Source organism: Streptomyces sp. AK08-02 (assembly GCF_033795085.1).
Taxonomy (GTDB): domain Bacteria; phylum Actinomycetota; class Actinomycetes; order Streptomycetales; family Streptomycetaceae; genus Streptomyces; species Streptomyces echiniscabiei.
The window spans coordinates 52632-66845 of sequence record NZ_JARAZV010000007.1 but is presented as its reverse complement, the minus strand read 5'-3'; the positions used below and the strand labels follow the sequence as shown (position 1 = coordinate 66845).

At 71.2% G+C, this 14214-nt stretch carries 15 protein-coding genes; 7 read left to right on the top strand and 8 right to left on the bottom strand.

Features of this window, described 5'->3' with window-relative positions:
• Positions 1-121: 121 nt before the first annotated feature.
• Entirely contained in the window at positions 122-676 is a 555-nt protein-coding gene (def, locus tag PV734_RS15835; RefSeq protein ID WP_319098317.1) for a peptide deformylase, read from the top strand.
• 55 nt (positions 677-731) lie between these two features.
• On the opposite strand, the gene PV734_RS15830 is transcribed toward def, so the two are convergent.
• The gene (locus PV734_RS15830) at positions 732-1376 is read right to left on the bottom strand and encodes a TetR family transcriptional regulator (RefSeq protein ID WP_164412533.1); all 645 of its coding nucleotides are present in this window, start codon (positions 1374-1376) and stop codon (positions 732-734) included.
• A gap of 170 nt (positions 1377-1546) precedes the next feature.
• Here PV734_RS15830 and PV734_RS15825 point away from each other — a divergent pair, with 170 nt between their 5' ends.
• The gene (locus PV734_RS15825; RefSeq protein WP_319098316.1) at positions 1547-2773 is read left to right on the top strand and encodes an acyl-CoA dehydrogenase family protein; all 1227 of its coding nucleotides are present in this window, start codon (positions 1547-1549) and stop codon (positions 2771-2773) included.
• A gap of 198 nt (positions 2774-2971) precedes the next feature.
• Here the strand turns inward: PV734_RS15825 and PV734_RS15820 are convergent, their stop codons facing one another.
• From PV734_RS15820 to PV734_RS15800, 5 genes are all read right to left on the bottom strand, one after another.
• The gene (locus tag PV734_RS15820) at positions 2972-3211 is read right to left on the bottom strand and encodes a DUF6213 family protein (RefSeq protein ID WP_189149781.1); all 240 of its coding nucleotides are present in this window, start codon (positions 3209-3211) and stop codon (positions 2972-2974) included.
• A 25-nt stretch (positions 3212-3236) separates the two neighbouring features.
• Entirely contained in the window at positions 3237-4631 is a 1395-nt protein-coding gene (locus PV734_RS15815; RefSeq protein ID WP_319289959.1) for an NADP-dependent succinic semialdehyde dehydrogenase, read from the bottom strand.
• A gap of 86 nt (positions 4632-4717) precedes the next feature.
• A complete protein-coding gene (locus PV734_RS15810; RefSeq protein ID WP_319289957.1) occupies positions 4718-5218 on the bottom strand; it encodes an NUDIX domain-containing protein in 501 nt (166 codons plus the stop codon).
• Positions 5215-6753 carry an ATP-dependent DNA ligase gene (locus PV734_RS15805; protein WP_319289955.1) on the bottom strand — a complete coding sequence of 513 codons (1539 nt, stop codon included), beginning with the start codon at positions 6751-6753 and terminating at the stop codon, positions 5215-5217. Before PV734_RS15805 ends, PV734_RS15810 begins: the two co-directional genes overlap by 4 nt.
• Positions 6754-7043: 290 nt before the next feature.
• Complete coding sequence (locus PV734_RS15800; protein WP_415924216.1) at positions 7044-7997, bottom strand: NAD(P)/FAD-dependent oxidoreductase; 954 nt, start codon at positions 7995-7997, stop codon at positions 7044-7046.
• Positions 7998-8059: 62 nt separating this feature from the next.
• Between PV734_RS15800 and PV734_RS15795 the strand changes: the two genes are divergently transcribed.
• The 5 genes from PV734_RS15795 to PV734_RS15775 all read left to right on the top strand — a co-directional run bounded on the left by PV734_RS15795 (position 8060) and on the right by PV734_RS15775 (position 12379).
• The gene (locus PV734_RS15795) at positions 8060-8668 is read left to right on the top strand and encodes an XRE family transcriptional regulator (protein ID WP_319098306.1); all 609 of its coding nucleotides are present in this window, start codon (positions 8060-8062) and stop codon (positions 8666-8668) included.
• Positions 8669-8785: 117 nt separating this feature from the next.
• Positions 8786-9763 carry an NADPH:quinone oxidoreductase family protein gene (locus PV734_RS15790; RefSeq protein ID WP_319098305.1) on the top strand — a complete coding sequence of 326 codons (978 nt, stop codon included), beginning with the start codon at positions 8786-8788 and terminating at the stop codon, positions 9761-9763.
• Entirely contained in the window at positions 9760-10944 is a 1185-nt protein-coding gene (locus PV734_RS15785; protein ID WP_319098304.1) for an acyl-CoA dehydrogenase family protein, read from the top strand. Before PV734_RS15790 ends, PV734_RS15785 begins: the two co-directional genes overlap by 4 nt.
• A complete protein-coding gene (locus tag PV734_RS15780; RefSeq protein ID WP_319289951.1) occupies positions 10941-12023 on the top strand; it encodes an acyl-CoA dehydrogenase family protein in 1083 nt (360 codons plus the stop codon). The genes PV734_RS15785 and PV734_RS15780 overlap by 4 nt, the downstream gene beginning before the upstream one ends.
• A 161-nt stretch (positions 12024-12184) precedes the next feature.
• The gene (locus PV734_RS15775; RefSeq protein WP_319098300.1) at positions 12185-12379 is read left to right on the top strand and encodes a hypothetical protein; all 195 of its coding nucleotides are present in this window, start codon (positions 12185-12187) and stop codon (positions 12377-12379) included.
• Positions 12380-12397: 18 nt separating this feature from the next.
• Here PV734_RS15775 and PV734_RS15770 read toward each other — a convergent pair whose 3' ends face one another.
• On the bottom strand, positions 12398-13570 hold the full coding sequence (locus tag PV734_RS15770; RefSeq protein WP_415924215.1) for a phosphodiester glycosidase family protein: 1173 nt from the start codon (positions 13568-13570) through the stop codon (positions 12398-12400).
• A gap of 151 nt (positions 13571-13721) precedes the next feature.
• Positions 13722-14081 carry a DUF779 domain-containing protein gene (locus PV734_RS15765; protein WP_319098387.1) on the bottom strand — a complete coding sequence of 120 codons (360 nt, stop codon included), beginning with the start codon at positions 14079-14081 and terminating at the stop codon, positions 13722-13724.
• Positions 14082-14214 lie beyond the last annotated feature (133 nt).

Sequence of the window (14214 nt, the reverse complement as noted above, 5' to 3'; positions counted from 1 at the left end):
GCCGCGCCTGTGCCTCCGGCCACGTGGTGTGGACCTCAGCCTATCGAGATCCGTTCACGAGATCCGCATCGCGGCACCACCACGGCGCCCGCGCGACAAGGGTGACCGTACCCTTGCGGCCATGCGACCAGCCTCCATCCCGGGTACCCGGGGGCGCGTCCGCCCCCTGGCACTGCTCGGAGACCCCGTTCTGCACAGCCCCTGCGCGGAAGTCACACACTTCGACGCCGAACTCGCCGCGCTCGTCGAGGACATGTTCGCGACAATGTACGCCGCCCAGGGCGTGGGCCTCGCCGCGAACCAGATCGGCAGGTCCCTGAAGGTCTTCGTATACGACTGCCCCGACGACGATGACGTCCGTCACGTGGGCCATGTGGTCAACCCCCGCCTCGTGGAAACCGACGATCTGGTGCTGCGGGGCCCCGAGGGCTGCCTGTCCCTCCCGGGCCTGGAAGCGGGCACGGAGCGATACGACGAGGCGGTGGTCGAGGGTTTCACGGTGACGGGGGATCCGGTGAGGATCGCGGGAACGGGGTTCTTCGCGAGATGCCTCCAGCACGAGATCGACCACTTGGCAGGCAAGACCTACGCGGACCGATTGACGGGCTGGCGCCACAAGAGGCTAATGCGACAAGCAGCCCGAGCGTCTTGGAATGGGGCGAGGGGAGATACCTAGGGGCGCGGGGAACTGCGCGACCAGCCCTCACGGGCCGGCAGTCAACACTCAACCCTCAGAACCCCGGACCCCCCACGCGATCCCCGGCGGCAGCCAACCGCCCCCACAGCAAATCAGCCAGACTCCGCACCAACTCGGCCCGGGAACAGGGCCGTTCACCCAGCCACCAGTCTCCCGCCGCGTGCATCATCCCGACTATCCCGTGCCCCCACACCCGAGCCAACTGCTGGCTGCCGGGCCCGAGGTCCAGTCGGTCCTCGATCACCTGGGCCAACTCCTCGCCCATCAGCCGCAGCAACGGCAGCGAGTGCTTCCGCACATCGAACCCGGGATCGCCGGGTGACACGCTGTCCCCGGGGTGCATCAGGAACCGGTACACCTGGGGTCGCGCCTCGATCGCCGCGAGATAGGCGTCCAGCGTGGCCTCCACCCGCTCCCGCCGCTCCGCCGGAGCGTCCAGCGCGGCACGCAGCGAGTTGAGCAGGGCGTCGGTGTGCCGTTTGGCCAGAGCGGCGTACAGTCCGCCCTTGTCGCCGAAGTGCCGGTAGAGGATCGGTTTGGTGATGCCCGCCTCGGCGGCGATGGCGTTCATCGAGGCGCCGGGGCCGTCGCGGAGCACCACTCGGTCGGCGGCTTCCAGCAGCTCGCGCCTGCGGCGGTCGGCGGACCGCTGCTGATCGGTCTGCTGCGTGGTGTCCATGGTCTCTCCCCACCCGTGCTGAATTCGGTGACGCTTGCGCAAACTAGCACTGATCGGGCCATGCCCATCGAACGGGTTGCCGACCCGGGTCCGGGAGTTGACTTTTCCTACCGGCGGGTAACAGACTCCAGTTACCTTAGGTAACATGCTAGTGCAGCGATGGAGGGGTCATGGCCGAATTCACCATGGAGCTCAATGACGAACAGAAAGAGGTCCGTGACTGGCTCCACGGGTTCTCCGCCGATGTGATCCGTCCCGCCGCCGCCGAGTGGGACGAGCGCGAGGAGACCCCCTGGCCGGTCATCCAGGAGGCCGCGAAGGTCGGCATCTACTCCCTGGACTTCTACGCCCAGCAGTACTTCGACCCCACCGGCCTCGGCATCCCGATGGCCATGGAGGAGCTCTTCTGGGGTGACGCGGGCATCGCCCTCTCCATCGTCGGCACCGGCCTCGCGGCCGTGGGCGTCCTCGCCAACGGCACCGAGGAGCAGATCGGCACCTGGATACCCCAGATGTACGGCGACGCCAACGATGTCAAGGTCGCCGCCTTCTGCTCCTCCGAGCCCGACGCCGGCTCCGACGTCGCCTCCATGCGCACCCGCGCCGTGTACGACGAGGCCAAGAACGAGTGGGTCCTCAACGGCACGAAGACCTGGGCGACCAACGGCGGCATCGCCAACGTCCACGTCGTCGTCGCCGTGGTCGACGCCGAGCTGGGCTCCAAGGGCCACGCCTCCTTCATCGTCCCGCCGAACACGCCCGGCCTGTCCCAGGGCCAGAAGTTCAAGAAGCACGGCATCCGCGCCTCGCACACCGCCGAGGTCGTCCTGGAGAACGTCCGCGTCCCCGGCTCCTGCCTCCTCGGCGGCAAGCAGAAGCTCGACGAGCGCCTCGCCCGGGCCCGTGAGCGGGCCAAGTCCGGCGGCGAGCGGGTGAAGAACGCCGCGATGGCCACGTTCGAGGCGAGCCGCCCCGCGGTGGCCGCGATGGCCGTGGGTACCGCCCGGGCCGCGTACGAGGTCGCCCTCGACTACGCGAAGACCCGTGAGCAGTTCGGCCGCCCGATCATCGACAACCAGGGGGTCGCCTTCCAGCTCGCCGACATGCGTACGTCCATCGACGCGGCGCGGCTGCTGACGTGGCGGGCGTCGTGGATGGCGATCAGCGGGAAGCCGTTCACCGCGGCGGAGGGGTCGATGTCCAAGCTGTTCGCGAGCGAGACGGCGAAGAAGGTCACCGGGCAGGCGATTCAGATACTCGGGGGTAACGGGTACACGCGGGAGTATCCGGTGGAGCGGATGCACCGGGACGCGGCGATCTACACGATCTTCGAGGGTACGAGCGAGATCCAGCGGTTGGTGATCGCGCGGACCCTGTCGGGGATGCCGATTCGGTAGTACGTCGGCTGCGGGCCGTGGGGGCTGGTCGCGCCCACGCGGCGGAGCCGCAAATGTCACAGCCCCGCGCCCCTGGAATCGCCCCGTACCTGGAACGCCGGCGAGCTACCCCACCTGGGGGCGCGGGGAACTGCGCGACCAGCCACAGCTGACCGGCGGACGGAACGAAACCCACGCCCCCACGGCGAATCCCTCACCTCAGCCGGAGGCGCTCCCGCTGCTGTGGGCGATGCAGGCCACGTCGATTCGGTCGGCCAGCTTGGCGAGTTCGATGGTGAGGGCGGCCACCGTGTCCTCGTCGAGGCCGTCCTGTCCGGCCTCCACCAGATGCAGCCAGCGACCGCCGACCGTGCGCAGCAGTTTGCTGACGTCGGAGGCGGCAACCTGCAACGTGCCGCGGTCGTCGACGATCAGAGGCAGAGTCACTTCGCGGTTCACAGGGGCGATCGTAGCCGCGGAACGCTCACGCTCCGTGCCATACCGTGGTGATGTTGCAGAACTCGCGGATTCCGTGCCCGGACAACTCGCGCCCGTATCCGGACCGCTTCACCCCGCCGAACGGGAACGCCGGATGGGACGCGGTCATCCCGTTGACGAACACGCCGCCCGCCTCCAGATCCCGTACGAGACGGTCCACCTCGGCCTCGTCACGGGTCCACACGTTCGAGCTGAGCCCGAAAGGCGTGTCGTTGGCGATCGCCAACGCCTCCTCCAGGTCGGCCACGCGGTACAGGGTCGCGACCGGGCCGAACGTCTCCTCCTGGTGAACGCGCATCTCGCTGGTGACGTCGGCGAGGACGGTCGGCGCGTAGTACCAGCCGTTGTCCGGCAGATCCTTCGGACGTTCGCCACCGCACAGCACCGTCGCGCCGCTCTCCACGGCCTCGTCGACCAGCGCCTCTAGCTCCTCGCGCCCCCGCTCACTCGCGAGCGGCCCGACCTCCGTGTCCTCGGCCATCGGATCGCCGACCTTCAGCGCCGCCATGGCCGTCGAGAAGCGTTCCGCGAACGCGTCGAAGACGTCCGCGTGCACGATGAACCGCTTGGCGGCGATGCACGACTGCCCGTTGTTCTGCACACGCGCAGTCACCGCGACCTGCGCGGCCCGTTCGACATCGGCGGACGGCAGGACGATGAACGGGTCACTGCCGCCCAGCTCCAGCACTGTCTTCTTGACCTCGTCCCCGGCGACGGCCGCCACCGCGCGTCCCGCCGGCTCGCTGCCGGTGAGCGTGGCCGCCCGCACCCGTGGGTCGCGCAGGATGTCCTCGACCGCGCCGGAGCCGATCAGCAGCGTCTGGAAGCAGCCCTCGGGGTAACCCGCCCGACGGAACAGATCCTCCAGATAGAGGGCGGTCTGCGGCACGTTCGACGCGTGCTTGAGCAGGCCCACATTGCCCGCCATCAGCGCCGGCGCGGCGAAGCGGATCACCTGCCAGAGCGGGAAGTTCCACGGCATCACCGCGAGCACCGGGCCGAGCGGACGGTAACGGACCAGGGCGCGGGAACCGCCGGAGTCCTTGATGTCGGCGTCCGAGGGCTTCTCGTCGGCGAGGAGTTCCTCGGCGTGGTCGGCGTACCAGCGCATCGCCTTCGCGCACTTCGCGGCCTCCGCGCGGGCCTGGGTGACCGGCTTGCCCATCTCGGTCGTCATGGTGCGGGCGACGCTGTCCCGGTCCTCGTCCAGCAGACCGGCGGCCCGGCCCAGCAGCCCGGCGCGCTCGGCGAAGCCGGTCGTGCGGTACGTGCGGAAGGCGGCCTCCGCGGCCCTGAGCCTGCGTTCGATCTCCTCGCCGTCCATGGCGTCGTACGTCCGAAGCGTCTCGCCGTTCGCCGGGTTCACCGTCGCGATGGGCATTGCCGTCCTCCAGTTTGAGGGCTGTCCTTCGACCTTCCCGCGCGCCGAAGGGCCCCGCAACGCGTACGGCACCCACCGGCACTCTCTCAACGCCCCGAGTGCTCCGTCAGCCGGTCCAGAAACCCCGCCTGTGCCGTCACGATCACCGCCCGCGCCGCATCGAGGCCGAACCACCGCACCCGGTCCAGCTCGGGAAACTCCCGCTCCCGCCCCGACCCCCTCGGCCACTCCATCCGGAACGTGCCCGGCACCACGGCCGCCGGATCGAGATCCGCCTCGATCGCCCACGCCGTGACGACCTTCCCGCTGGCCTGCCGGACCTCGCCCAGCGCCACCGCCTCGCCCTCGGGCGGCGCCAGCCCCAACTCCTCCCGGAACTCCCGGCGCGCCGCGTCCCAGGCCGTCTCGCCGGCCTCGTACTCACCCTTGGGGATCGTCCAGGCCCCGGCATCGCGCCGGGCGAAGAAGGGGCCACCCATGTGCCCAAGGAGCACCTCCAGCCCCTCGGCCTCCTGATCTGTCGCGGCCCGCCGGAACAGCAGCAGACCGGCGCTGCGCCGCACCCTCGCCGGCGCCCTGCCCGTCACCGGGTCGCCTCCGGGTGCGCGGCCAGCAGGGTCTGTACGGTGTCCGCCTCCTGCGGCGTCTTGTCCTCGCGGTAGCGGACGACGCGGGCGAAGCGGAGGGTGACACCGGCCGGGTAGCGGGTGGACCGCTGGAGACCGTCGTAGGCGATCTCGACGACCAGTTCCGGGCGTACGGTCACCACCCAGCCGTCGTCCGACACGGCCAGCGCCTGGAGCCGCTCGGTCTGCCAGGTCAGCATCGCGTCGGTCATGCCCTTGAAGGTCTTGCCGAGCATGGCGAAGGAGCCGTCGGCGTTGCGGGCCGCGAGGTGCAGGTTGGACAGCTTGCCGGTACGGCGTCCGTGACCCCACTCGGCCGCCAGCACCACCAGGTCGAGCGTGTGTACGGGCTTGACCTTCAGCCAGGACGCACCGCGCCGGCCCGCGCTGTAGGGGGCGTCGAGGGCCTTGACCACGACGCCCTCGTGGCCACGCGCCAGGGTGTCGGCGAGGAACGTCTCGGCGGCGGGGAGGTCGGCGGGACCGCCGGCCAGCAGGCGCCGCACCCGCATCGGCTCGGGGACCAGCCGGGCCAGCTCCGTGTGCCGCTCGGCGAACGGGAGGTCGAGGAGATCGTGGCCGTCGACCGAGAGCACGTCGAAGAAGACGGGGGAGACGGGTGTCTCCCGGGCCGCTGACCGCACGTCCACGCGCGAGCCGACGCGGCCGGCGGTCTCCTGGAAGGAACGCGGGCGGCCGGCCGTGTCGAAGGCGATCACCTCGCCGTCCAGAATGAATCGATCACCTCTCAACGCCCTTGCCGCAGTGGTCAGTTCCGGCAGTCGATCGGTGATGTCGTCGAGGGTGCGGGTGTAGAGCCGTACGTCGTCGCCGTCGCGGTGGACCTGGACCCGGATGCCGTCCAGTTTCTCCTCGACGGCACAGGCACCGAGCTTCTCGACGGCCTCCGTCACCGAGGAGGCGCTGTGCGCGAGCATCGGCAGGACGGGGCGGCCGACGGTGAGCCGGAAGCGGGCGAGGGCCGCCGGCCCGTCGGCCAGCAGGGCCTGTGCGACGGGCTGGATCGCCCCCGCGAGCATCACCGCCCGCCTGACGTCCGCGGGCGGTGCGTCGGTGGCCGTCGCCAGGCCCTCGACGGCCACCGCGTCCAGGGCGCCCTGCCGTACCTCGCCCGTGATCAGCGCGAACAGGAACCGCTGCTCGTCCGTGGTGGCCGCCGCGAGCAACTCGCCCACCAGCCGCCTGCGTTCGGCCTGCGAACCGGCTCCGCCGACCGCGCCGATCGCCGTGAGCCGGGCGTCGACGTCCCGCACGGTGAGCGAGGGCTCGACGGCGCCGGGAACCTGCTGGTCCAGCACCTTCCAGCCGATCCCGAGCCGCCCCTGTGGCAGGCGTCCGGCGAGATACGGGATGACGATGGGGACGTCGTCGGCGTCGGCGTCCCGGAAGAGTTCGGCGAGCAGGGCGATCTTTCGGGACCGGGCGGAGGTGGCGGCGACCTCCTGGGACACATGGGCGAGCCGGGTCAGCAGCATGCAGCCATGGTGCAACGGGGGTGGCGGACGCACATCCGGGCGCGGGCCTGGTTTTCTCGCCCCCGCCGCCCCTACCCGTCCCATCCTGAACCTGGGGGCTGCGCCCCCAGACCCCCCTTTCGGCCCTGAAGGGGCCTCGTCCTCAAGCGCCGGACGGGCTGGGGGTGGGGGCCTTGTCCTCAAGCGCCGGACGGGCTGGGGGTGGGGGCCTTGTCCTCAAGCGCCGGACGGGCTGGGGGTGCGGGTCTTGTCCTCAAGCGCCGGACGGGCTGGGGGCGTGGGTCTCGTCCTCAAGCGCCGGACGGGCTGAAGTGCACCAGGTCCGCCACTATCGCGGTGGCCGCGCGGTAGCCGCCGCTCGCCGCGTGGATCACCTGCTCGCCGAAGCCGACAGCATTCCCCGCCGCCCAGACACCCGGCACGGTCGTCAGGCCCGTCGCGTCCACCGTCGGGTACGAACCGAACGGGGTTTCCGTCAGTTCGGCGCCCAGGGTCTCGAACAGGGCGTTGCGCGGGACGGCCCGGGGAGCCACGAACACCGTGTCGCGGGCATACGTCGTGCCGTTCTCGAGCTGTACGCCGGTGACACGGCCGGAGTCCGTCGTCAGACACGCGACCTCGCCGGGGACGACCGCCACCCCTGCCCTCGCCAGCCCGCGCAGATCAGCGTCGGTGAGCTCGTCCTCGGCGACCGTGTGCAGGAACAGCGTCACGTCCTTCGACCACCGGGCGACCAGCACCGCCTGGTGCACGCTCGCCGGGGTCGACGCCAGCACGCCGAACGCCCGGTCCCGTACCTCCCAGCCGTGGCAGAACGGACAGTGCAGTACGTCCCGCCCGAAGTGCTCGGCGACGCCCGGCACGGCGGGGAGTTCGTCCCGCAGCCCCGTCGCCATGACGAGCCGGCGCGCCCGTACCGTACGGTCGCCGCTCGCGAGGGTCAGCGTGAAGTCCTCTCCCTTGGCGACGTCCACCACCCTGTCTTCGACCAGCTCCACCCCGTACCGCGCGATCTCCTCGCGACCCGCCGCCAGGAACTCGGCCGGTGACATACCGTCGCGGGACAGATAGCCCTGCATGTGCGCCGCCGGCGCGTTGCGCGGCTCGCCGGCGTCGACGACCAGCGTGCGGCAACGGGCCCGGCCGAGGACCAGTGCGGCCGAGAGCCCGGCCGCGCCGCCTCCGACGACGACAACCTCGTACGAATCCGTGTCGTACCCCTGGGTCATGGTGACCACCTCCACCGTGACCGTCGCTCCGCCACTGCCGTATTGACAAACCTGTTTGCCGAAACTGCAATATCGGCATGGATGTCACGAACGACGACGCTGCCACCGAGCAGGTCCTCGCCGAGGTGGGGCCCCGACTGCGGAGGATCCGTAAGGAGCGGGGGGCGACCCTGGCCGGACTCTCGGCGGCCACGGGGATCTCCGTCAGTACGTTGTCCCGGCTGGAGTCGGGACTGCGGCGCCCCAGCCTGGAGCAGCTCCTGCCGATCGCGCGTGCGCATCGCGTGGCGCTCGACGAGCTGGTCGGCGCTCCGGCCGTCGACGATCCCCGGGTGCGGGCCAAGCCGATCGTCCGGCACGGGCGGACGTACATCCCGCTCACCCGGCAGCCGGGCGGCCTCCAGGCGTTCAAGGTGATCCTGCCGGTGAGCGACCAGGAGCCCGACCCGCGTACGCACGAGGGGTACGAGTGGGTGTACGTCCTGTCGGGGCGGCTGCGGCTCGTGCTCGGCGAGCACGACGTGGTGCTCGGGCCGGGGGAGGCCGCCGAGTTCGACACCCGTGTGCCGCACTGGTTCGGGGCGACGGGGGAGGGGCGCGCGGAGTTCCTCAGCCTGTTCGGGCCGCAGGGGGAGCGGATGCACGTACGGGCGCGCCCCGCCCGTGCGAAGGGGGAGCGGTCGTGACGTACGCGACTGCCTCGGACCGGTCCTCGACAGTTCCCTGATCTGCAAGCGACCGCTTAGTATGCGGTCGAGCCCGGTCAGCCGAACAAGACGAACGCAGTCCCGTGGAGGCCCCCCATGCAGGCATGGCAAGTGCACCAGAACGGCGAGCCGAGCGAGGCGATGGTCCTCGGCGAGGTGGAGCGGCCGGTGCCCGCCGAGGGGCAGGTGCTGCTGAAGGTGCGGGCCGCGACCATCAACTTCCCGGACGTCCTGATGTGCCGCGGGGAGTACCAGATCAAGCCGCCGCTGCCGTTCACTCCCGGGGTGGAGATCTGCGGCGAGACCGAGGACGGCCGCCGGGTGATCGGGAACCCCGTGCTGCCGTACGGCGGTTTCGCCGAGTACGTCGTGGCGGACTCCCGAGGGCTGTTCACGGCCCCCGAGTCGCTGGACGACGCTCAGGCCGCGGCCCTTCTCATCGGCTACCAGACGGGCTGGTTCGGACTGCACCGGCGGGCCGCCCTGGAGGCCGGCGAGACACTGCTCGTGCACGCCGCCGCGGGCGGGGTCGGCAGCGCCGCCGTACAGCTCGGGAAGGCCGCCGGAGCCACCGTCATCGGCGTCGTCGGCGGGGCCGACAAGGTCGCCGTGGCGCGTGAGCTGGGCTGTGACGTCGTCATCGACCGGCGCACGGAGAACGTCGTCGGGGCGGTGAAGGAAGCCACCGGCGGGCGCGGGGTCGACGTGGTCTACGACCCGGTCGGCGGGGAGGCCTACACCCAGTCCACGAAGGTCGTCGCCTTCGAGGGCCGGATCGTCGTTGTCGGTTTCGCCAGTGGGGCCATTCCCAGTCCCGGGCTCAACCACGCCCTCGTGAAGAACTACTCGATCCTGGGCCTGCACTGGGGTCTGTACAACACCAAGAACCCGAAACTGGTCCAGCACTGCCACGACCAGCTCACCGAGCTGGCCGGCCGGGGCGCGATTCTGCCGTTGGTGAGCGAGCGCGTACCGCTGGGCGGGGCCGCGGCCGCCGTGCAGCGTGTCGCCGACGGTGTCACCACCGGCCGGGTCGCGGTGCTGCCCTCGCTGGAGAACGGAGCCGCCGTATGACCGACGCAGCTGAACTCACCCGACTGACAAGTGAGTTGCTGGCCGCCCATCCGCCGGCCGACACCGACCGGCTCGACTTCCTCAAGGCCCGCTTCGACGCCGGGCTCGCCTGGGTGCACTACCCGGAAGGGCTGGGCGGTCTCGGCGCGCCGCGCGCCCTCCAGGCCGTCGTGGACGCCGAGTTGCAGGCCGCGGGGGCTCCCGACAACGACCCCCGGCGGATCGGCATCGGACTGGGCATGGCCGCGCCGACCATCCTCGGCTTCGGTACGGACGAGCAGAAGCGGAAGTTCCTCCGGCCGCTGTGGACCGGCGAGGAGGTCTGGTGCCAGCTCTTCAGCGAGCCGGGCGCGGGGTCGGATCTCGCCGCGCTCGGCACGCGGGCCGTCCGGTCGGACGGGGGAGAGTGGATCGTCAACGGGCAGAAGGTGTGGACGTCCAGCGCCCATCTCGCCCGCTGGGCCATCCTCATCGCGCGCACCGACCCGGACCTGCCCAAGCACAAAGGCATCACCTACTTCCTCTGCGACATGACCGACCCGGGCGTCGACGTACGGCCGCTGCGGCAGGTCACCGGCGAGGCCGAGTTCAACGAGGTGTTCCTGACCGACGTCCGCATCCCGGACGCCCATCGCCTCGGCGAGGTCGGCGACGGCTGGCGGGTCGCGCAGACCACGCTGAACAACGAGCGCGTGGCCATCGGCGGTATGCGCATCCCGCGCGAGGGCGGCATGATCGGGCCCGTCGCCAGGACATGGCGTGAACGCCCCGGACTGCGCACCCACGATCTGCACCAGCGGCTGCTGAAGCTGTGGGTGGAGGCCGAGGTGGCCCGGCTCACGGGCGAGCGGACCCGCCAGCAGCTCGTCGCCGGCCAGCCCGGCCCGGAGGGCTCCGGCCTGAAGCTCTCCTTCGCCCGTCTCAACCAGGAGATCAGCGGCCTGGAGGTCGAACTCCTCGGCGAGGAAGGCCTGTTGTACGAGGACTGGACCATGCGCCGACCCGAGCTGGTGGACTTCGTCGGCCGTGACGCCGGCTACCGCTACCTCCGCTCCAAGGGCAACAGCATCGAGGGCGGGACCAGCGAGGTCCTGCTGAACATCGTCGCCGAACGGGTCCTGGGCCTGCCCAGCGAACCGCGCACCGACAAGGACGTCGCCTGGAAGGACCTCGCCCGATGAGCACACAGCCCGACCTGTTGTACTCGGAGGAGGAGGACGCCCTCCGCGCGGCCGTCCGCGACCTGCTGGCCGACCACTGCGACCCGGCGGGCGTGATCGCGCGCGTCGAGTCGGACGCCCCGCACGACATCCCGCTCTGGAAGGCCCTCACCGAAGGAATGGGCCTCGCGGGCCTGCTCGTCCCCGAGGAACTGGACGGTCAGGGCGCCACGCACCGGGAAGTCGCCGTCGTCCTGGAGGAGTTGGGGCGTGCGGTCGCACCCGTCCCGTATCTGACCAGCGCCGTCGTCGCCACCGAGGCGCTGCTGGAGTGCGGGACCGACGACCTGCTGTCCCAGCTGGCGTCCGGGACGACGATCGGCGCCCTCGCGGTCTCCCTGAGCGTTCCCGCCGGGAGCGCCTACGACGTCGTACGGTTCGAGGACGGCGGCCTGCACGGGCAGTTGACCGGCATCGCGGACGCGTCCGTCGCCGACGTACTGCTGGTGCCCGCCGACGACGGCGGCCTGTACGCGGTGGACGCCGCCGCGGCCACCGTCACACCACAGGTGTCCCTCGACCTGACCCGGCCGGTGGCGAAGATCGCCCTGGACGGGGCGCCGGGCCGCCTTCTCGGCGACGCCGAACCCGCCGTACGCCGCGCCCTGCGGGCCGGCGCCGGACTGCTCGCCTCCGAGCAACTCGGCCTCGCGGAATGGACGTTGACCGAGACAGTGCGCTATCTCAAGGAGCGCAAGCAGTTCAACCGGCCCGTCGGCGGCTTCCAGGCGCTCAAGCACCGGCTCGCCCAGCTGTGGCTGGAGGTCGTCAACCTGCGCGCAGCCGCCCGCAACGCGGCCGACGCCCTGGCGAACGGCGACGACGCCGACGTGGCGGTCGCCGTCGCCCAGGCCTACGCGGCCCCCGTCGCCGTCCACGCGGCCGAGGAGGCGCTGCAGCTGCACGGCGGGATCGGTATGACCTGGGAACACCCGGTCCACCTGTACCTGAAGCGGGCGAAGGCCGACTCCATCGCGTACGGCACGGCGGGCGCCCACCGGGCGGCGCTGGCCGAACTGGTCGACCTGCGCGCCCCCTGACGTACCCCTGAGGGAAGCACAGGGAAAGCCCGCCCCGACCGGGCGGGCTTTCCCGAGAGACCACACGTTCGGCCGTCATGTCAGCCGCACGGACGAACCCTCCACTACGCCACACTTGCGGCCGAAAGCCGCGAAGTGGGCGTGGCGGAGGAGGTTCGACGATGGCCATTTCCATCTCTGTGGTGGTGCTGCTCCTGATCCTGGCGGTGGTCTTCCTGCGCAACGGTGCGCTGAAGCCCTCCCACGCCGTGGTCTGTGTCCTGCTCGGCTTCTATCTGGCGAGCACGAACGTGGCACCGACCATCCACAGCGGGCTCACGGCGACGGCGGACATCGTGAGCAGCCTCAAGCCCTGACGGCACGCGGTCGGGGCCTCAGGACGTCATGAAGACTCCGATGGCGTTCGGTACGGGCCGCTCGGCACCGCCGGTCGGATGGTTGCGCACGGTGACCCGGCCGGCTCCCGGCGCTCTGGTGACGAAGGTCGTGGAGCCGCCGCCGTCCAGGTTGAAGGCATCGACCGAACCCAACTTCCGCATGGTGGCCGCGACTTCGGCGACCGTCAGCCCGCTGCGGTACTGTGGCGCACCGTCCACCGCGAGCAGCAGGAGCTTGCGCCCGCCGTTCGCGATGCCCGCGGCGGTGCGTACGGCGGCGGTGTTGTTGTCGAGGCCGGTCAGCGCACGGCCGTCCTTCAGCACCGGGTAGCCGCCGAGGGCGAAGCGGTACGGGATGCGGCTCGTGGCCGCCACGAGGCGGCTTCTGACCGTGACCGAAGCGCCGACCGACAGCTTCCGCAGTTGCCGCGCGCCCGCCTCCCGGCCCACCAGGACCGTGGTGTTGGCGGCGATGGCACCACCTCCGGGTGAGTTCGCCGTCCGTACGACCCTGCCACGCCGCACCGTCACCTCGTAGGTGTCCGTACTGCACGGCGCGGCCCGGTCCGTGTCCGTGCCGCACACCGCCCGGGCCCGGGAGACACCGCCCCAGGCCTGGGTGAACGCGCCGATGGAACCCAGCGGCAGCGCGTACTGGTTGAGCCCGCCGAGCGTGAACCGTCCCACGGGCGTGCCGACGCTGCCCGACAGGGCGAGGTTGTCCAGCCGGGCCCTTCTGTCGGTGCCCACGCCGAGGACGGCCCTGGTGGTGACACCGGGCGGCATCGAGGGACCGAAGCGCTGACCGTTCGGCACCGACGCCTTCAGCACCACGCCGCTCACGATCGCCGGGCCCACGGAGGCGCCCGTGGCCGGAACCCCTGGATGCTGGACCTCGCTGATGTTGAAGAAGTCGCCGTTGACGCCCGCCACGGCGCCCTTGGCGTCGGCCATCCTGGAGACGGCGGCCCGTGCCGCCACCGCCCCCGCGTAGAGCAGGTTGACCCGCACCCGTGCGTTGCCGAGGTCGACGCTCAGCAGATGGGCGTGGGTCACCCCCCTGGCCGCCACGATGTCGAACTGGGCGTAGCGCACGCCCGGCGCGACCTGGTGGGCTTTCGGCGCGCCGCTGGCCGGTGCCGCCCCTGTCAGGGCCGTGCCGGCCAGCATTCCGAATACCGAGACCGCCGAGACCGCCGCTCTGCCCGTTCTGAACCGTCCGCTGCCACGCATTCAGCCCCCCCCTGAAGTCCCGTCAACTGTGGCAGGGCGCAAGGGGATCGCGACAGGTGACGATGAGCCGCGCGGGGCGTGCGAGAGGCTACGTGTTGACCAGCCGGGAGCGGATCAGGAAGCGAACACCTTCGGGTGCCTCCAGCGAGAACCCGCTGCCCCGGCCGGGTACGACGTCCACGATCAACCGGGTGTGGGCCCACACCTCGTACTGGCTGCGCGACATCCAGAACGTCACCGGTTCGGGGACACCTTCGACCAACAGTTCGGCGAGCAGTACGTCGGAGCCGCCGGTCCGGAACTCGCCCGCCGGGTAGCACATGGGGGCGCTGCCGTCGCAGCAGCCGCCGGACTGGTGGAACATCAGCGGGCCGTGCGCCCCGTGCAGCCGCCGCAGCAGTTCGACGGCGGCCGGGGTCAGTTCGACGCGCGGGCTCTCCTCGGGCATCTTCACCGCCCCAGTGGAGCGCGTGGGACGTTGCGAGAGGGTTGCGGGCTGTCCTCCGCGCGTGCTGCGGACGGTGTGGGCGGCCCGGCCGAACCGGCCGGGCACGGCGAAGGCCGCCTTCGCGTGAACCAGG